The sequence below is a fragment of the Streptomyces sp. NPDC031100 genome, assembly GCF_055570785.1.
The window spans coordinates 56,823-77,437 of sequence record NZ_JBVIGN010000003.1 but is presented as its reverse complement, the minus strand read 5'-3'; the positions used below and the strand labels follow the sequence as shown (position 1 = coordinate 77,437).

The 20,615-nt window shown below is 71.7% G+C and carries 2 protein-coding genes; both read left to right on the top strand.

Annotated elements, in window-relative coordinates:
* Positions 1-2: 2 nt before the first annotated feature.
* Entirely contained in the window at positions 3-13,757 is a 13,755-nt protein-coding gene (locus tag ACZ5DS_RS08325) for an SDR family NAD(P)-dependent oxidoreductase (protein ID WP_468235176.1), read from the top strand.
* Positions 13,754-20,615, top strand: a 6,862-nt coding sequence (locus ACZ5DS_RS08320) for an SDR family NAD(P)-dependent oxidoreductase (RefSeq protein WP_468235174.1), incomplete at its 3' end; no start/stop codon positions are given. The genes ACZ5DS_RS08325 and ACZ5DS_RS08320, both read left to right, overlap by 4 nt.

Sequence of the window (20,615 nt, the reverse complement as noted above, 5' to 3'; positions counted from 1 at the left end):
TCATGGACAGCCGGCTGGAACGGCTTCTGCTGGATCTCAAGGCCGATCGCGTCTCCAGGGAGTACGTCAAGCAGTACCTGAGAAACCGTCAGGGGCGGACGGGTTCGCCCGCAGACGCCCCGGACGCGGCGCCGTCGACCGAGCTGCTGCGGTGCCATCCGGTCTGGCGGGCCGCCGACGGGCCCGCTACCGGCCGCAAGCCGGGACACCTGGTGCTGCTCGCCGGGCCGCCGGAACTGGAGCACGCGCTGCGTCGGCAGGACGCGACGATCGACGTGCGCCTCCTGCGGTCCGCGGCCACCGGACTCGCGGACCGCTACGCCGACCTCGCGGGCCAGGTGCTCACCGCGCTCCGCTCGCTGGCCGGCGACCCGCACCTGCCCTCCACGCTGGTCCAGCTCGTCTGCTCCCTGCGGGGAGAGGACACCCTCCTGTCCGGCCTGATCGGCATGATCAGGAGTGCGGGCCTGGAGAACCCCGGGATCGTTCCCCAGTTGCTTCTCGTCGACCCGGCCGCCGGTCCGGAGCCCACCGCACTCCGGATTCTGGCGAGCCGCGAGCGCGGCGACGACCGTGTCGTGCGCTTCCGCGACGGCGTCCGTGAGGTACTGACCTGGCACGAGCTGCCGACCCCCGAGCACACGGCCCTGCCCTGGCGGGAAGGCGGCACTTACGTCGTCACCGGCGGCCTCGGCGGGCTCGGGCTGATCTTCGCCCGGGACCTGCTGCGATCCGTACGGAACACGTCCGTCCTGCTGAGCGGCCGCTCCGCACTCGACGGCGACCGTCGCCACCTGCTCGAGGCCCTGCACCGTCCGCACGCGCGGGTCGAATACACCCGGCTCGACGTGGCCGACCCGGACGCCGTCGAGGCGTACCTGGCCGGCGTGCGGCGTGAGCACGGTGCGATCCACGGCATCATCCACTCCGCCGGGGTGCTCCGGGACGGCTTCGTGTCGCACAAGAGCGCCGAGGAACTGCGCGAGGTCCTCGCCCCGAAAACGGCGGGCACCCTCAACCTGGACGCCGCCAGCAAGGACGACGCACTCGACTTCCTCGCCCTGTTCTCCTCCACGGCGGCGGTCACGGGCAACGTCGGCCAGTCCGACTACGCCGCCGCCAATGCGTTCCTGGACGCGTTCGCGCACCACCGGGGCGGTCTGGTCGCGCAGGGCCTGCGTTCGGGACGCAGCCTCTCGCTCAACTGGCCGCTGTGGGCCGAGGGCGGGATGCGGGTCGACGCGGAGACGGAGCACGCACTGCGGGAACAGACGGGCATGCACGCCTTACGCACCGAGTCGGGCATCAGGGTCTTCCACGAGTCACTGGGGTCGGACCACCGCCAGGTGATGGCGGTCGAAGGCGACGGCCCGCGCATCCGCCGGACGCTGCTCCGGCAGCAGACGACCACCACCACATCCGCCCCGGCTCCCACTCCCGTCCCCGCCGTCGCGGAGGACATCGACGACGAGGCGCTGCGCGACAGGATCGTCCGCAGGCTCGGGCAGATGTTCGGCGCCGTCATCGGCCTCCCGGTCGCGAAGATCGATCCCAAGGTGTCGCTGTCGACCTACGGCATCGACTCCATCGTCGTCACCCGGCTCAACCGGAGACTGGCCGACGTCTTCCCGGATCTGCCCAAGACGCTGCTGTACGAGTTCAATTCCCTGGACGCCCTGTCCCGCCATCTCCTGCGGGTGCACCGGCAGGGATGTCTGTCCTGGACGGGGACGGAGAAGCCCCGGCAGGCCACTGCGGCACCGCGGCCGACGAAAGCCTCCGCCACGGAGGGGCAGGCACCAGCCACCGCCACCGAGCGGAAGGCGCCCGCGGCGGCCTCGCCCACCGAGGACGCGGTCGCCGTCATCGGCATGAGCGGACGCTTCCCGATGGCCCGGAACCTGCGGGAGTTCTGGGAGAACCTGGCCACCGGACGGGACTGCGTCACGGAGATCCCCGAGGGCCGCTGGCCGCTGGAGGGCTTTTACCACCCCGACCGCGACGAGGCGGTGGCGGCGGGCCTGAGCTACGGCAAGTGGGGCGGATTCCTGGACGGGTTCGACGAGTTCGACCCCCTTTTCTTCGCCATCTCGCCGCAGGAAGCGATGAGCATGGACCCGCAGGAGCGCCTGTTCCTGCAGGAGTCCTGGAACGCGCTGGAGGATGCCGGCTACACCCGGCAGCGCCTCGCCGACGCGCATCGCCGAAAGGTGGGCGTCTTCGCCGGGGTCTCGAAGACCGGGTTCGACCTGTACGGGCCCGAGTTGTGGAAACGGAACGAGAAGCTGCACCCCCTTACCTCGTTCGCCTCGGTGGCGAACCGGGTGTCCTACCTGCTCGACCTGACGGGGCCGAGTCTGCCGGTGGACACACTCTGCTCGTCATCCCTGAGCGCCGTCCACGAGGCGATCCAGCACCTCCGCCGCGGCGAGTGCGACCTGGCCGTCGCGGGCGGGGTCAACCTCTACCTGCACCCGTCGAACTACACCCTGATGTCCGGCAAACGGATGCTGTCGGACGACGGCAGGTGCCGCAGCTTCGGAGCCGGTGGCAACGGATTCGTGCCGGGGGAGGGCGTGGGCGTCGTCCTGCTCAAGAGGCTGTCCGACGCCGAGCGGGACAACGACAACATCCGGGCCGTCCTGCGGGGCAGCAGCGTCAACCACGGCGGCCGCACCAACGGCTACACCGTCCCCAGCCCGGTCGCGCAGGCCGAGGTCGTGCGCGAGGCGCTCGCCCGCGCCGGCGTCTCCGCCGGCGAGGTGAGCTTCGTGGAAGCACATGGCACCGGCACCGAGCTGGGCGATCCCATCGAGATCGACGGGCTGACCCAGGCGTTCGCGTCGGACACCGGCTCCCGGCAGTACTGCGCGATCGGCTCCCTGAAGAGCAACATCGGTCACCTCGAAGCCGCCGCCGGCATCGCCGGGCTGCTGAAGGTCGTCCTCCAGATGGAACACGGGTCCATCGCGGCCGGCCTGCACGCGCAGGAGGCCAACCCCAACATCGACTTCATGAGGACGCCGTTCCGCCTCCAGCGGGAGACGACCGAATGGACGCGGCCCGCGATCGTGGGCCGCAACGGGGAGACGACGCAGGGCGACCGGATCGCCGGCGTGTCCTCGTTCGGCGCCGGCGGTTCCAACGCCCATGTCGTCGTGGCCGAGTACCGCCGAACCGACCCGGCACCCGCCCCCGCGACTGAGGACGCCCCGCGGCTGATCGTCCTCTCGGCGAAGGACACCGAGCGTCTGCGGGAGCGGGCCCAGGACCTGCTCGACTGGCTGAACTCCCAGGACCCGGCCACGCTCGACCTCTCCGCCGTTGCCCACACCCTTCAGCTCGGCCGGGAGGCGATGGACGCGCGGCTTGCGCTGCCCGTCGGCTCACACGCCGAACTCACCCGGAAACTCGCCGCCTTCGTCGCCGGCCAGGAGAACGTCGAGGACCTGCACCTCGGTCACGTCAAGGAGCACCGGGAGGCGCTCACCGCCCTCGGCGACGACGGCGACATGGCCACAACCGTCGACCTGTGGATCGAGAAGGGCAAGTTCGACCGGCTGCTCGGTCTCTGGGTCAAGGGCCTGAGCGTCGACTGGGGCAAGCTGTACGGCCCCCGGCGCCCCCGGATGCTCCCGCTGCCCGGCTACCCCTTCGCCCGCGAGCGCTACTGGGTGGGCGACCTGATCGCGGAACCCGGCCCCGTCGACTCCGGCGCCGGCCGGCTCCACCCGCTCGTGCACACCAACACCTCCACCCTCGACGCCCAGCGCTTCGGCTCGGTCTTCTCGGGCGAGGAGTCCTTCCTCACCGACCATGTCGTCAACGGCCGCAAGGTGCTGCCGGCCGCCGCGTACCTGGAGATGGCGCGGGCCGCGCTGGCTTCCTCGCTCGACGGACACACGGGTCGGACCGTGCTCCGCAACGTGGTGTGGCCCCAGCCCCTGACGGTCGCCGAGAACGCCGTACACCTTGTCACGACGCTGTACGCCGCGCAGGACGGGTCCGCCGGGGAGGCGGCCTTCGAGATCTTCGGCATTCCGGGCGGTGATCCCGGCGCGGAGGGCGTCGTTCACAGCCAGGGGACGGTACGGGCCCTCGCCGGCGCCGACGAGCAGGCGGCGGTGGACGTGGCCGCGCTGCGGGAGGCGTGCCGTACCGCGCGGCTGGACGCCGAAGAGTGCTACCGCGTCTACCGGGCCATGGGCCTCGACTACGGTCCCGCACACCGCGGTATCGAGAGTGTGGCGACCGGCGACGGGCAGGCGCTGGCACGGCTGCGACTGCCGTCCGGAGCCATGGCGGACGCCGACGGGTACGTGCTGCATCCGAGTCTGCTGGACGCCGCCCTGCAGTCCACCATCGGCCTGTTCGGCCGGGACGGCGACGACGCGGACTCCGCCCCCGCCACGCTCCACCTCCCCTTCGCGCTCGACGAGTTGGACGTCCTGGGACCATGCACCCCGCAGATGTGGGCGTGGGTCCGGTACGGCGACGACGACCGCCCCGACCTCGGCGTCCGCAAGCTGGACATCGACCTCCTCGACGACGACGGCGTGCCGCGCTGCCGTCTCCGGGGGCTCACCTCCAGGGCGTACGCCGCGAACGGGTCCGCCGAGCGGGCCGGCGACACCCTCCCGCACCACGAGGAGGTGGCCCCGGCCGTTGCGGCCTCGGAGGACGGCGGCTCTCTCCCGGCGGGCACGCTGGAGGAGCGGGCCTGCCGCTACCTGGTCGACTTCCTCGCCTCCGAGCTGCGCGTACCCGCCGAACGGATCGACCCCGACGACGCCCTCGAGCAGTACGGCATCGACTCGATCATGGCGATGAACCTGACCAACCGGTTGGAGGGCGTCTTCGGCTCGCTGTCCAAGACGCTCTTCTACGAGTACCAGAGCATCAGCGCCCTGTCCGGGTACTTCCTCGGCGCTCATCGGGCGCGCCTGGCCCAACTGCTCGCGGCACAGGACCAGGAGGAGCCGTCCCGCACCCCGGCGGACGCCGTCGCACCCCGGGGCGCGGCCGGATCAGGGAACGTCCGTCGGACGATCGCGCCGCGCCGTCGCCGGGAACCGGTGGCCCGGGACACGGAGATCGCCGTCATCGGACTGGCCGGCCGTTATCCCCAGGCGCGCAACACCCGGGAGTTCTGGCGGAATCTGGCCGAGGGCCGCGACAGCGTCACCGAGATTCCCGCCGACCGATGGGACCACGGCCCCTACTTCGACCCGGACAAGAACGCGCCCGGAAAGACGTACACCAAGTGGGGCGGCTTCCTGGACGGTGTCGACCGCTTCGATTCGCTCTTCTTCAACATCTCCCCGCGTGAGGCGGCGTTCATGGACCCGCAGGAGCGGCTGTTCCTGGAATGCGTGCATGAGACGCTCGAGGACGCGGGGTACACCCGCGAGACGCTGAGCCGATGCGACGCCCGCGGCCTGCCCGGCAACGTCGGCGTCTTCGTGGGGGTGATGTACGAGGAGTACCAGCTCTACGGTGCTCAGGAGCAGGCGCGCGGCCGTAACGTCACACTGTCCGGCAGCGCGTCGACCATCGCCAACCGGGTCTCGTACGTCTTCGACCTGCACGGCCCGAGCCTGGCTGTCGACACCATGTGCTCGTCGTCGCTCACCGCGCTGCACCTGGCCTGCCAGAGTCTGCGGACCGGAGGCTGCGAACTGGCCGTCGCGGGCGGCGTGAACCTGTCGTTGCACCCCAACAAGTTCCTGATGCTCGGCAGCGGCAAGTACGCGTCGAGCAAGGGCCGGTGCGAGAGTTTCGGACAGGGCGGTGACGGCTACGTCCCGGGCGAGGGAGTCGGCGCGGTCCTGCTCAAGCCGCTCGCCCGCGCCCGCGAGGACAACGACACCGTCTACGGTGTCATCCGGGCCACCTCGGTCAACCACGGCGGCAAGACCAACGGGTACTCCGTCCCCAACCCCCGCGCGCAGTACAACGTCATCGGCCACGCGCTCCGCGAGGCCGAAGTCGACGCGGGAGAGGTGAGCTACGTCGAGGCGCACGGAACCGGCACCTCGCTCGGAGACCCCATCGAGATCGCCGCATTGACCAGCGCCTTCCGCGAGTACACCGACCGGACGCAGTTCTGTGCGATCGGCTCGGTGAAGAGCAACATCGGGCATGCGGAGAGCGCGGCCGGCATCGCCGCGCTGACGAAGGTGCTGTTGCAGATGAAACACGGCCACATCGCGCCCTCCCTCCACTCCGAGGTGCTCAACCCCCACATCGACTTCGACGGCAGCCCCTTCCACGTCGCACGGGAGCTGACACCCTGGAGCCGCCCCACGGGCGTCGACGGCACCGTGACGCCGCGGATCGCCGGCATCTCGTCCTTCGGGGCGGGAGGCTCCAACGCCCACGTCATCGTCGAGGAGTACCTGCCGGCTCCCAGGCCCGCAGACGGTCCCCCGCCGGTCAGCGGCCCCGCCGCCGTCGTCCTCTCCGCCCGGACGGACGCGGGCCTGCGCGCCCAGGCCGATCAGCTGCTGCGCTGGACGACCGAGGACGAGGGCGCCACGGCCGAACTCGCGGACATCGCCCACACCCTCCAGTCAGGCCGGGAGGCGTACGAGGAACGCCTCGGACTCGTCGCGGCGACGACCGGTGAACTCGCCGCGAAACTGCGGGCGTTCCTGGACGGCGAGAGCGGGATCACCGACGTGTACCGGGGCCGGGCGGAACGCCGGCAGGGCGCCTCGGCCGCCCTCACCGCCGACGCGGACCGGACACGGACAGTGGACGCGGCGCTCGCGCGGCGCGCGTACGGGGAGCTCGTGCAGCTCTGGACGACCGGTCTCGTGGTGGACTGGACGAAGCTCCACGACGAGTCCGCGTCCGCACCGCGCCGCATATCGGTGCCGACCTACCCCTTCCAGGGGGAGCGCCACTGGCTGGCTGCCGGTACCGCGGCCGACCAGGACCGGGAGGCGGGCCCGGCGCGGCTCCATCCGCTCCTGCACGCCAACACCTCCACCCTCCAGGGGCAGCGTTTCACATCGGTCTACACCGGCCAGGAGTTCTTCCTGCGGGACCACCGGGTCGGCGGCAGGCCCGTGCTGTCCGGCGCCGCCTGTCTGGAACTGGCGCGCGCCGCCGTGGCGGCCTCGCTCGACGAGCCGTACCGCGTCGCGAAGATCGGGAACGTCGTCTGGACACGGCCGCTCACCCTGCACGAGCCGGGGCTGACCGTCCAGGTCCGCCTGCGGCCCCGGGAAGCCGACGAGGTCGGATTTGAGATCCTCGTACCGGGCGACCCCGCGGCCGGAACCGCCGACGTGGTCCACTGCGAGGGCGTGGTCCACGTGACCCCGCAACCCGCGACCCCGAACGCCGACCTCCGCGTCGACCTGTCGCGACTGCGTGAGGAGTGCCGGACCCCCGGACCTGACGCCGACGCGCTGTACGCGACCGCCGAGGCGCGCGGTATCGGTTATGGCCCGGGGCATCGCGGCGTCCAGCGTCTGTGGACGGGCGCGGGACAGGTCCTGGCCCGGATCGCGCTGCCGCCCGCCGTGCGGGACACCCAGGACGCCTACGGGCTCCATCCGTCGACCCTGGACGCCGGCCTGCAGGCATACGCGGGCCTGCAGTCCGGAGCATCCGGAGAGGAACTGCTCCTGCCGTTCGCCGTGGACGAGGTCGAGATCCTCGGTCCCTGCCCACCCGAGGCGTGGGCCTGGCTGCGGGACGGCGCCGGCCGGGAGGGCGACGGCTCGCGTCGCGTCGACGTCGACCTGTGCGACGACGACGGGCGGGTGTGTCTCCGGCTCAAGGGCGTCGCTCTGCGCGCCCACACGGCGGCGACGACACCCCGGGAGCTGTTCGCCGTACCCCACTGGGTGACCGCGGACCCGGCGCCGGCCACCACTCCGGTGCCCGAGGGCCTGGTGCTGGTCGTGGACCTCCCCGACGTCGCCGCGGCCCTCGAGGCGCGGGACACCGCGCGCGTGGTCCGGCTGGCATCGAGCGCCACGGACGTCGGCCGCCGTTACACCGACCACGCGCTGCGGGTCTTCGACGAGGTCAAGCGGCTGCTCGGTGAGCCCGCCCACCACCCGGTCAGGGTCCAACTCGTCGCCCCGGCTGTCGAGGCGTCGCTGTGGACGGGGCTGACCGCCATCCTGAGGTCGGCTGGGCTGGAGAACCCGCGGCTGCTCGGCCAGCTGGTGCTGGTCGACCCGCAAGATGCTCCGGAGCGTGCCGCCTCCCGTGTGACGGCGGACCGCGCGGTGCTCGCCGACTTCGGTGTGCGCTACCTCGGCGGCCTCCGCCAGGTGCTGAAGTGGCGCGAGGAGGACGTCGACCGCCGTACGGCGGTCACGCCCTGGAAGGACGGGGGCGTCTATCTGATCACCGGGGGCGCCGGCGGCCTCGGCTCGGTCTTCGCCCACGACATCGCCCAGCGGGCTCACGGGGTCCGGATCGTGATCGCCGGCCGTGCGCCCCGCGACGCGGGCAAGGACACCCTGCTGGAACGACTGCGGGAGCACGGCTCGGAGACGGTCTACGTGCAGGCCGACGTGGCGGTCAGGGACGACGTCGTGAGGCTCGTGCGGGAGACCCGGGAGCGGTACGGCCGGATCGACGGGATCTTGCACGCCGCCGGGGTCACCAGCGACGCGTTCGTCCTCCGGAAGGAAGCGGACGAGTTCTCCCGAGTGCTGGCACCGAAGGTCGCCGGACTGGTGCACCTGGACGAGGCCACGCGGGACGCGGACCTCGACTTCCTGGTCGTCTTCTCCTCGGTCGCGGGGGCCCTGGGCAATGTCGGGCAGGCCGACTACGCGGCCGCGAACGCGTTCATGGACGCCTTCTCGGCCCATCGCAACGCGCTGGTGGCCCGGGGCGAGCGGCGGGGGAGGACTCTGTCGGTCGCCTGGCCCCTGTGGGCCGACGGCGGGATGGGTGTCGACGCGCCGACCGAGCGGTCGCTGCGCGAACGCTTCGGGCTCGTGCCGCTGCCGGACGAGGACGGGGTGGGCGCCCTGTACATGGCCCTGGCGTCGCCGTCCGACCACGTGATGGTGTTCTCGGGTGATCGCCCGAGGATCGCGCGGACCCTGCTCGCCGGACTCCTCGTGGACGGTCCCGCGCCCCGGCCCCTGCCCTCGCCCGAAGCCGCAGCGGCGGGGATCCCCGACGGGAACGGGGAGACAGCGCCCGCGGAGGCCGGCGGCCTGGACACGGCGGCTGTGCCCGCGGCCGTCCCGGACGGGAACAGGACGGCTGAACTCGCGGAAGGCCTGGACGAGACCACCGCACAGCAGGCCGTGGCCTACTTCAAACGGCTCCTGGCAGCGGTCATCGACCTGCCCGCCGACAGGATCGACGCCGAGGCACCGCTGGACGACTACGGTGTCGACTCCGTCATGACCATGGAGATGACCCGCACCCTCGAGGAAGTCTTCGGCTCGCTCCCGAAGACCCTGTTCTTCGAGCACCGGACCATCACCGCTCTGACCCGCCACCTCCTCGAGACCCGTCCTCGGCAGGTCGCGGAGCTCCTCCCCCCGGGAGGCGGGGCCCGGAGGATTCCAGCCGTCGCTCCTGGCGCCCCTGAGTGGCCAGTCCTGGGGGCGGGACGCAGCTGGCCCGTGCCCTCCGCGACACCGGCCGGACGGACGGACGACCCGGCCCCGGTCACGGCAACCGGCGACATAGCGATCATCGGACTGGCGGGTCGTTACCCCCTGGCGCGTGACGTGCGGGAATTCTGGCGGAATCTCGCCGCCGGAAAGGACTGCGTCACTGAGATCCCGGGTGAGCGCTGGGACCACAGGCACTTCTTCGATCCGCGCAAGGGGGCTCCGGGCAAGTCTTACAGCAAGTGGGGCGGCTTCCTGGACGGCGTCTACGATTTCGACCCGCAGTTCTTCAACATCTCCCCGCGCGAGGCGGAGATCATGGACCCGCAGGAGCGGCTGTTCCTGCAGTGCGTGCACGACACGCTGGAGGACGCCGGATACGTCCGGGACACCGGCAAGGACCGTACGGGGAACCTGCTCGACGGCCGCGTGGGTGTGTTCGTCGGGGTGATGTACCAGGAGTACCAGCTCCACCGCACCATGGCGCACGATGCCGGCCCGGCGCCGATCGTGTCGGGCAGCTCCGCGTCCGTCGCGAACCGGGTGTCTCATGTGTTCGACTTCCGCGGTCCCAGCATGAGCGTCGACACGATGTGCTCGTCGTCGCTGATGGCCGTTCATCTGGCCTGCCGGAGCCTGGAGTCGGGCGACTGCGACACAGCGGTCGCCGGCGGGGTCAATCTCTCGCTGCACCCGAACAAGTACCTGCTCCTCAGCCAGGGCCGTCTCGCGTCGAGCGACGGTCGCTGCGCCAGCTTCGGCGCCGGAGGCGACGGCTACGCGCCGGGAGAGGGCGTCGGCGCGATTTTGCTCAAGCCGCTGGCCAGGGCTGTCGCGGACGGCGACCGGATCTACGGAGTGATCAAGGGCACCGCCGCCAACCACCGCGGCAGGACCAGCGGTTACTCGGTACCGGAACCGGTGGGGCAGGCCGAGGTCATCGGCGAGGCCCTGCGGCGGGCGGGTGTGAACGCGCGGGACGTGAGCTACATCGACGCGAACAGCGTCGGCACCTCCCTGGGTGACCCGATCGAGATCGCCGGCCTGTGCAAGGCGTTCGAGCCCTACACCGACGACCGGGGGTTCTGCGCGATCGGCTCGGTGAAGAGCAACATCGGGCACGCCGAGAGCGCGGCCGGCATCGCAGCCATCACCAAGGTTCTGCTCCAGCTCCAGCACGGTCGTCTGGCGCCCTCTCTGCACGCCTCGACGCTCAACCCGCACATCGATTTCGAGCAGACCCCGTTCGTGGTGCAGCGGGAGTCCGCCGAGTGGCCGGCCCCCTTGTCGCAGGACGGCACGCGCGGCGCGCCGCCCCGCGTGGCGGGCGTGTCCGCGTTCGGGGCCGGCGGCTCCAACGTGCACGTCGTGATGGCGGAGTACGTCCCCGACAGCCCCCCGCAGCCTTCGCCGGCCGGCACCGACCCGCGTGCCGTGATACCGCTGTCGGCCCGTACGGCAGAACAGCTGAGGGCGCGGGCCGAGCAACTGGTGGAGTGGCTGGGCCGCCCCGAGAACGCGGACCTCGCGCTCGCGGACGTCGCCTACACCCTGCAGGTCGGCCGCGAGGCACGGGAGGAACGCCTCGGTGTCGTCGCCTCCTCCGTGCCCGACCTGGTCGAGAGGCTCGGTCGGTTCCTGGCGGACGACTTCGCGGGCGGTGAGATCGTCCGCGGCTCGGTCACCGGTGCCGCCCGGACGCTGACGTTGTTCGCGTCGGACTCCGACCTCGACGTGATGATCGCGGCGTGGGCCGAGAAGGGGAAGTACGAGAAGCTGCTCGAACTGTGGGTCAACGGAGTGCCCGTGAGCTGGCGGTCCCTCTACAGCACCGGTACTCCGCGGCGGGTCGCGCTGCCGGCCTACCCCTTCGCGGCCGAGCGGTACTCCGCCTTCGACGGCCTGCCGGCCGCCGAGCGGGCCGTGCCCGGTGGACCGGCGCCGCTGCATCCGCTGGCGCAGGTCAATACGTCCGACTTCACCGAGCAGCGCTTCACCTCCGTCGTGACCGGAGAGGAACGCTTCCTCGGCGAACGCGCCGCTCGCATCGTGCCCGGCGCGGCCTTCCTGGAGATGGCCGTGGCCGCGAGCTGCCTGAGCAGCCGGGCCGTCGTCGACCCCTCGGCGCCGGTCGTGCTGCGCGACATCGTGTTCACGCAGCCTCTCGACCCGGGTGAGGGCCTGCGCGAGGTGCACGTCGGACTGCGCCCGCAGGACGACGGCGACATCAGGTTCCGGATCACGAGCACACCACCGGGCGGGGAGGGCGACTCCGACGCCGTCGAGCACGGCGAGGGGGTCCTCTTCTTCGCGGACGGTGCCGAGGAGACCGTGCTCGACCTGCCCGCCCTGCGCAGGGCCTGCGGGACATCCGGCCCGACCGACGAGCAGTACGACGAGCGCCACCACGCCGGCGGACCCGCGCACGAGCCCGCCTACCGCGCCGTCCGCAGTGTCCGGACCGGACCCGGGCAAGCCCTCATCCAGCTGGCGCTGCCGGATCCGGTGCGTGACACCGAGGACGGTCTCGTGCTGCACCCGGGCCTGCTCGACGCCGCGGTGCAGGCGTGCTCCGACGTCTTCGGCGGGCCCGGGCGGGAGCGGGCTCACGACGGCGGTGGACCCGCGGTGGTCCGCGCCATCGAGGAAGTCCTCGTTCTCGATGCCTGCACGTCCTCCATGTGGGCCTGGGTCCGGCCCGGCGCACAGCAGGACGGGCACGCGCGGGTTCCAGGATTCGACCTCGACGTGGCCGACGAGCAGGGCCGGGTCCGCGTCCGGATCGGCGGACTCTCGATCGATCGGGCCGCGTCCGACCGCGACGCCCCACGGGCGGCCGAGCTCGGCCCGGCCGCGGAGACCCGGGACACGACCTCTGCTGCGGGGACGGAAGCCCGCGCCGGACAGCCGGTCCTGCTGAGCCGGCAGTGGCGAGCCCGCCCCGCACCGGCCAGGCGGTCCGGCCACCCCGCCGCGCGCCCGACCGTGCTGCTCGCCGGACTGCCCGGACTGGAGCCCCTCCTGCGGGGCGACGACGCCGAAGTGTTCCTCCTGACCAGCGCGGACGAGGCCCCGGACGGCCGGTACACCGCCTACGGCCAGCAGGTTCTGGGGCACCTGCGCTCCCTCGCGCGCGGAGCCACCGGCCGGCACCATGTCCAGCTCGTGGTTCCCGGCACGCCCGACGCGACGCTGCTCTGCGGACTCGCGGCCGTCCTCAGGACGGCCGGCCTGGAGAACCCGGCCGTCACCGGACAGCTCGTCGTGCTGGACCGCACGGACTCCCCCGAACGCGCCGTATCGCGGATCCGCGAGAACCTCGGCTGCCCCGAGGAGACGCTCGTGCGGTACGTCGAAGGCCGCCGCGAGGTACCTGTCTGGGCCGAGTACGAGGCCCCGACCGGCCCTCACACACTGCCCTGGAAGGAAAACGGGGTGTATCTCGTCGCAGGCGAAGCGGGTGTGCTCGAACGTGCCCTCGCCCGGCAGATCGCCACGCAGACGGGGAACGCGACCGTCATCCTCGTCGGCCGGCCCCCCCTGGACCCCGAGTCCCGTGAGGTGTTGGGGGAGCAGGTGGCCGGCGGCGCGGTGCGCTACGAGCGAGCGGACATCTCCAGCCCTTCCGAGGCCGACGGGCTCGTCGCGCGGATCCTGGAGCGCCACCGGGGGATCGACGGAGTCGTCCTCGCTGCCGGTAGCACCGACGGCGTGCTCATCGCCGACACGCCGGACCGCGATTTCCTCGACGGCCTGGCCGCGAGGGCGGCGGGTGTGGTGAACCTGGACACCGCGACCCGGTCGCTGCCGCTGGACTTCTTCGTGACGTTCTCCTCCCCTTCCGGGGTGGACGGAGGTGTCGGCCAGGTCGACGGCGCCGCGGCCCACGCCTTCCTGGACGGCTACGCGCGGTACCGGCAGGACCTCGTCGCCGGCGGCGAGCGGTCCGGGCACAGCCAGTCCGTCATCTGGCGGTGGCGAGACGACGGCCTGCCAGAGGCCTCGGACATCGGTGACTTCCACCGGATCCTGCGCTCCGAGCACAGCCAGGTGAGGGTCTCGGCTCCTCCTGCCGGCCGCACCCGGGGCGACACCCCGGTCCCGACGCAGCGGCAGTTCCCCGCTTTCTCCACCGATGGGACGGACTCGTGACGCACTACGACAGCGACCTGCTCGAGGACGGGGCGAGCGCATACCTCGAGCGCCTCCTCTCCGAGATCACCAAGCTCCCCCTCGCCCGGGTCGACGCCCAGGCGGCCTTCGAGAGCTTCGGTATCGACTCCGTCATGGCGATGACCATGACGGCGCGGATGGAAGCAGTCTTCGGGTCGCTGCCCACCACCCTGTTCTTCGAGTTCGGTACGCCCCGGGAGCTGGCCCGGCACCTGGTCGCGACCCGGAGGTCCGACGTGGCGGCTCTCCTCGGCAAGAACACGACGGACACAGCGGACACGCCGGCCCCGCCCGCCGGTGCGGCCGCGCCCCGTACCGGTACCCGGCCCACGGGTCCCCTGCGACGCAAACCCCTGTCGTCGACGAGGTGGTCCACCCGCAAGACCGAGACGGCCGCGGCTCCGCCGCCTGCTTCCCGGCCCGCGCCCGCTCTGACCGAGCGGCAGGGGCTGGACATTGCGATCATCGGACTGGCCGGGCGCTACCCCCAGGCCCGCACCCTGGACGAGTTCTGGGCGAACCTGGCCGCCGGACGCGACTGCGTCACCGAGATACCGGCCGACCGGTGGGACCACCGGACCTACTTCGACCCCGACCCCGACGTGCCCGGCAAGACGTACAGCAGGTGGGGCGGATTCGTGGACGGCGTCGACGAGTTCGACCCGCTGTTCTTCAACATCTCGCCCGTCGAGGCGGAGCGGATGGACCCTCAGGAGCGCCTGTTCCTCCAGTGCGTCCACGAGACGGTCGAGGACGCCGGATACACCCCGGACCGGCTGAAAGCGCCGACGGACTCCGGCCGCACCCCCGCCGTCGGCGTCTACGTCGGCGTCATGTATTCGGAATACCAGCTGTACGGAGCCCAGGAGCAGGTCCTCGGCAACCCGGTGACCGTGTCCGGGAACATCTCGGCCGTCGCCAACCGGGTCTCGTACTTCTTCGACTTCCAGGGCCCGAGCCTGAGCGTCGACACCATGTGCTCCTCGTCGCTGACCGCCATCCAGCTGGCGTGTCAGAGCATCCGGTCCGGTGTCTGCGACATGGCGATCGCCGGCGGGGTCAACGTGTCGGTGCATCCCAACAAGTACCTGCTCCTCGGCCGGAGCCGCTTCGTCTCCAGCACCGGCCGGTGCGAGAGCTTCGGCGAGGGGGGCGACGGATACGTACCGGGCGAAGGCGTGGGCGCCGTCCTACTGAAGCCCCTGGAGCGGGCCGTACGCGACGGGGACCACATCCACGGGGTCATCCGGGGCGTCGCCGTCAACCACGGGGGAAGGACGAACGGCTACTCCGTCCCCAGCCCCGCCACCCAGGCCCGGGTGATCACCGACGCCTGGCGACAGGCCGGGATCGACCCGAACGCGGTCGGCTACATCGAGGCACACGGCACCGGCACCGCGCTCGGGGACCCCATCGAGGTCGCCGGACTCACCCGTGCCTTCCGCGAGCACGCCCGCGACGAGCGGGTCTGCGCGATCGGTTCGGTCAAGAGCAACATCGGCCACGCTGAGAGCGCCGCCGGCATCTCCGGGCTCACAAAGGTGCTGCTCCAGATGAAGCACGGCAAGATCGCCCCCTCGATCCACTCCGCCCAACCGAATCCGAACATCGACTTCGACAGCACCCCCTTCACGGTCCAGCAGACCCTCGCCGACTGGACGCGGCCGGTCGTCACCGTCGACGGCGAGGAACGCGAGCTCCCTCGGACCGCGGGCATCTCCTCCTTCGGGGCGGGCGGTACCAACGCGCACCTGGTCCTCGAGGAGTACCGGCCGGACCCGGACGACACGCCGGACCTCGCCGCCTGCGCCGGCCCCGTCCCGGTCGTCCTGTCGGCCCGCACCACGGAGCGCCTGAGGCAGAGGGCGGCGCAGCTCGCGGACTGGATCGAGCGGAAGAACCTCTTGACCGGTGACCTGCCCGCGCTCGCCCACACCCTCCAGGTGGGGCGCGAGGCCATGCGGGAGCGGCTCGGTCTCGTCGTGACCGCCATGCCGGACCTGGTCGTCCGGCTCCGGGACTTCGCCGAAGGACGCCAGGACACCGAGGGCCTGGTCCGCGGCAGGGCGCGCCCTTCGGCCGCTGACACGGGCGTGTCCGAAGCACTCGCCCGGCGAGACCTCGCGGCACTGCTGGCGCTGTGGGCCGAGGGTTGCACCGTCGACTGGCACGCCCTGCACGGGAGCCGGTGCCCGGCCCGCATCGCCCTGCCTTCCTACCCGTTCGCCAGAAACCGGTACTGGATCGACACCACACGCTCGGCAGCCGCCCTCGCCGGGCGCGGGACGACAGCGCCGTCCGACGCCGTGGCGACCGGTGACGAACGGACTGTGGCCCCCCTCCTCTTCACGGAGTCCTGGGAGCCCGAGGCGCTGCCCGCCGGTCGCCGGGCCGGTGCGCCGCGCACCCTGGTCTGTCTCTGCCCCGACCCGGCGGACCGGGCCGAGCCGACACGTATCGCCGACGAGCGGGACCCCGACCTCACCCTGCTGTTCGTCACGCGGGGACAGGCGTTCGCCCGGACGTCCGACCACTCCTACGAGGCCGATCACCGGAACCCGGACGACTACGTCCAGGTGTTCGAGGACATCCGGGCGCGGTACGGCGCGGTCGACGGGGTCCTGAACCTGTGGTCCCTGGACGACGCTGCGGAGCCGGGCTCGTACACCGTCACGGTGCATCTTCTGCGGGCGATCGCCGCGTCGGGGCTGCCGGTGGGGCGCGTCCTGCAGGCCGGAGAGTTCCGCGACGGCGTCGAGCGGGCGTACGCGGAGTCGTGGCTCGGCTTCGACCGCTCCCTCGAGCGGGCGCTTCCCGATGTGCGGTTCGCCGCGATCCTGGAGGAGGTCCAGGACACCCCCAGCAGGACGCCCCGGGGCGTCTGGTTCGAACGCCTGTGGAACGAGTGGACGGCCGGGACGTCCGGCAGCGTGCTGTACCGCGCCGGTGTGCGCCATGTAAGCCGGGTCCTGCCGAGTCCGGCCGGGGCCGGCCGGCACCTCCTCCGACCGCACGGCACCTACCTCATCACGGGGGGCACCGGCGGCCTGGGCCTCCTGCTCGCCGAGCACCTGTCCAGGAACTGGTCGGCGCGCCTGGTGCTGACCGGGCGCTCACCCCTCGACGCCCGCAAGCGGCGCAGCATCGCGCGCATCGAGTCCCTGGGCGGCGAAGTCCTGTACCGACAGGCCGATGTCGCCGACCCTCGGGCCATGCGGGAGACGGTGGCCGCGGCACGCGAGCGGTTCGGCCCGGTCCACGGTGTCGTGCATGCCGCCGGCGTCCCCGAGAGCGGCTCGCTCACCGCCGGTGACGTCCGATCCTTCCGGGACGTTCTCTCCGCCAAGGTGGACGGCACGCGCGTGCTCGACGACGTACTGGCCGCGGAACCCCTCGATTTCGTCTGCTACTTCTCGTCCACCTCGGCCGTCCTCGGCGACTTCGGCGGCTGCGCCTACGCGGTGGCCAACCGCTTCCAGACGTCCTACGCGCGCCATCGCGACGAGCGGGTGCGCCAGGGAGCGTCGTCGGGTGCCACGGTCGTCATCAACTGGCCCCTGTGGAGCGGTGGCGGCATGGGGTTCGACGACGCGGCGGGCATCGAGCTGTACCTCTCGACCAGCGGGCTGCGTCTGCTGGGGGAGGACGAGGGCCTCGCGCTCTTCGAACGCCTTCTGGGCTCGGACCAGACACAGCAGATCGTCATGGCCGGCGATCCGGTACGCATACGGCGCATGCTCGACGCGGACCCTGCTTCGGCGGCCCCACGACCCGAGGTCCGCCCCGCCGCACCCACTCCCCGCGCGGGCGTCGCCCGCTCCGCGGACATCTCGAACACGGAGGGACGGCAGGACATGTCGGCCAGGGTGAACACGGAGGGCAGGCAGGACACGGACGTCGAGGCGCTGGTGCTCTCGACCCTCAGGACGGCGATCGTCGACGTGTTGCGGGTGCCCCGCGAGCAGATCCACGCCGACGAGAACTTCTCCGAGCTCGGGTTCGACTCGGTCAGCCTGGTCAAGCTGGCCAAGGCCCTGGGCGAGAGCCTCGCGATCGAGGTGCTGCCCTCCGTCTTCTTCTCGCACGCCACCCCGGAGAAGCTGATCGCCCACCTGGCCGCGGAACACGGGGAGGCACTGAGCCGGCACCGCGCCGAGCGGGCAGTGGCCCCGGACACCGCTGCCGCGCCTTCCATGACCCCGGAGGCTGAGGCCCCCGTCACCGCGGCCGAGGCGCGGGCCGCGTCCGCTCCGGCACCGCGGTCCACAGCGGACACAGAGCCCGAACCGATCGCCGTCATCGGTATGAGCGGACGTTTCCCCGCAGCCCGGACCGTCGACGAGTTCTGGGAGAACCTCCTGAAGGGCAAGGACGCGCTGTCACCCGTCCCGGCGGACCGGCAGGCCGACTGGCAGGGGCACGGGACCGGGTGGCGGGAGGCCGTCCGCTGCGGCTTCGTCCCGGGAGTCGCGGAGTTCGATGCCGCGTTCTTCGAGATATCGCCGCGCGAGGCACGCACCATGGACCCGCGTCAGCGACTGCTGCTCCAGGAGACCTGGAGTGCCCTGGAGGACGCGGGCTACGGTGAACGGCGGCTGCGCGCCGGGACGATCGGCATGTTCGTCGGTGCCGAACAGGGCGACTACGCCGAGCTGACCGGGGGAGAGGGCGGCATCACCGCCCAGCACGAGGCGATCATGGCCGCGCGCCTGGCCTACCTCCTCGACTTCTCCGGCCCGGTGCTGACTGTCAACACTGCCTGCTCCTCGGGGCTGACGGCCGCCCACCAGGCATGCGCGAGCCTGCGCGGCGGCGAGTGCGACACCGCTGTGGTCGCCGCCGTCAACGTGGCGACCACCGCGCGCGGCTTCACCGAGATGGGCAAGTCGGGGATGCTCTCCGAGAGTGGGGTCTGCCGCGCCTTCGACAAGCGGGCCGACGGCATGGTCCTCGGTGAGGCGGTCCCCGCCCTGGTCCTCAAGCGTCTGTCCCGGGCGGAGGCCGACGGCGATCGCGTCCTGGCGGTCATCCGCGGCAGCGGCATGAACTACGACGGCCGCACCAACGGCATCACCGCTCCGAACGGGGCGGCCCAGGCGCGGCTCTACCGACAGGTCTACGAGCGGCACGGGATCGACCTCGAGCGCATCGAGCACATCGTGGCCCATGGCACGGGAACACGGCTCGGCGACCCGGTCGAGGTGAACGCCCTGAACGAGGTGTACCGGGAACGCACGGACAAGAAGAACTTCTGCGCGCTGACCTCCACCAAGACCGCGGTCGGTCACACCCTGGCCGCGTCCGGGCTGGTCAGTCTGATCGCCCTCGTCCAGTCGGTACGGCACGGCGTCGTCCCGGCGAGCCTCAACTGCGACCAGGACAGCGACTACATCGCGTGGAAGGACAGCCCCTTCTACGTCAACAAGGTGACCAGGCCCTGGCCGGCCGGCTCCACGGGAACGAGGCTCGGCGCGGTCAGCTCCTTCGGCATGAGCGGAACCAACGTCCACATGGTGGTGGAGAGCTACTCCGAGCCCGTCCGCCCGGCCCCGGCGACGGAGGCCCCGGCTCTGCTGTTGCTCCTGTCCGCCAAGACCCCGGAGGGACTGCAGCGGCGCATCCAGGAGCTTCGGTCGGCCCTCGCGCAAGGAGAACTCGACCACCAGCGGCTGCGGGACACGGCCTACACGCTCCTGGAGGGCAGGCAGCACTTCACCCACCGCTGCTCACTCGTCGTCAGCGGTGCCGACGATGTCCTCTCCGTGCTGTCTGCGGTCGAGAGCGGGCGGGACCATCCCATGGTCGGACGCGGCGAAGCACCACGCGACCAGGACCGTTCACTGTTGGACGTCCAGGCGGGAGCGCTGCTGGACGTGCTCCGGACACCCGGCGTACCGGCGGAGCGGTACCTGGAGGTGTGCTCCGCCCTGGGAGAGCTCTACTGCCGGGGCGCCTTCCCGGACTGGTCGTCGGTGTTCACGCCCGACAGGCCGCGGATCATCTCGCTGCCCGGCTATTCCTTCGCGCGCTCGCTGCACTGGGCCACCGACGGGCGTGATGCCCCGGCACGGCCGGCCGCGCGGGAGCTCGCCCCGGCACCCTCGACGCCATCGGAACCCCCGGCTCTCCCGGCACAAGGCCCGAGGGAGCCCGCCGCGCCGAGGGCCGTCCCCGGGAAGCACCGGATCCGGCTCCAGGACCCGGGCGCAGCGGCAGTCCCGACGACGGTTCCGGTGGGCAAGCCCCGGAACGTCGTACTGACCGACACGGGTGAGAGGACTGCGCGGACAGTTCCTCCGGCGTCTCCGGCATCTCCGGTTCCTCTGCCTCTTCCGGTTTCCCCAGCCCCCGCGCTGCCTGCTCCGGTGGCTGCGTCGGGTCGGGGCGGTGCGTCGGGTCGTTCTTCGCGTGTGTTGCGGGAGGAGTTGCGGGCGGGGCTCGCGGCGGTGTTGTTCCTGTCGGAGAGTGAGGTCGATCCGCGGCGTAATTTCGTGGAACTGGGTCTGGACTCCATCATCGGGGTGGAGTGGGTGAAGTCGATCAACAAGGCGTATGGCACGTCGTTGACGGCGACGCGGTTGTACGACTACCCGTCGGTGATGGAGTTGGCTGCTTATGTCGAGCAGTTGATGCCGGCCGGGGAGACCGCTTCCCCGGAGCCGGAGCCGGAGCCGGAGCCGGAGCCGGAGCCTGTTGCCGTGCCCCGGTTCGAGGGGCCCCCGGCCGCGGCTCGGACTGCGTCGTCGGGTCGTTCTTCGCGTGTGTTGCGGGAGGAGTTGCGGGCGGGGCTCGCGGCGGTGTTGTTCCTGTCGGAGAGTGAGGTCGATCCGCGGCGTA

Coding starts and splice junctions, on each gene's coding strand:
- ACZ5DS_RS08325 (WP_468235176.1), top strand. CDS start 3: ATGGACAGCCGGCTGGAACGGCTTCTGCTGGATCTCAAGGCCGATCGC.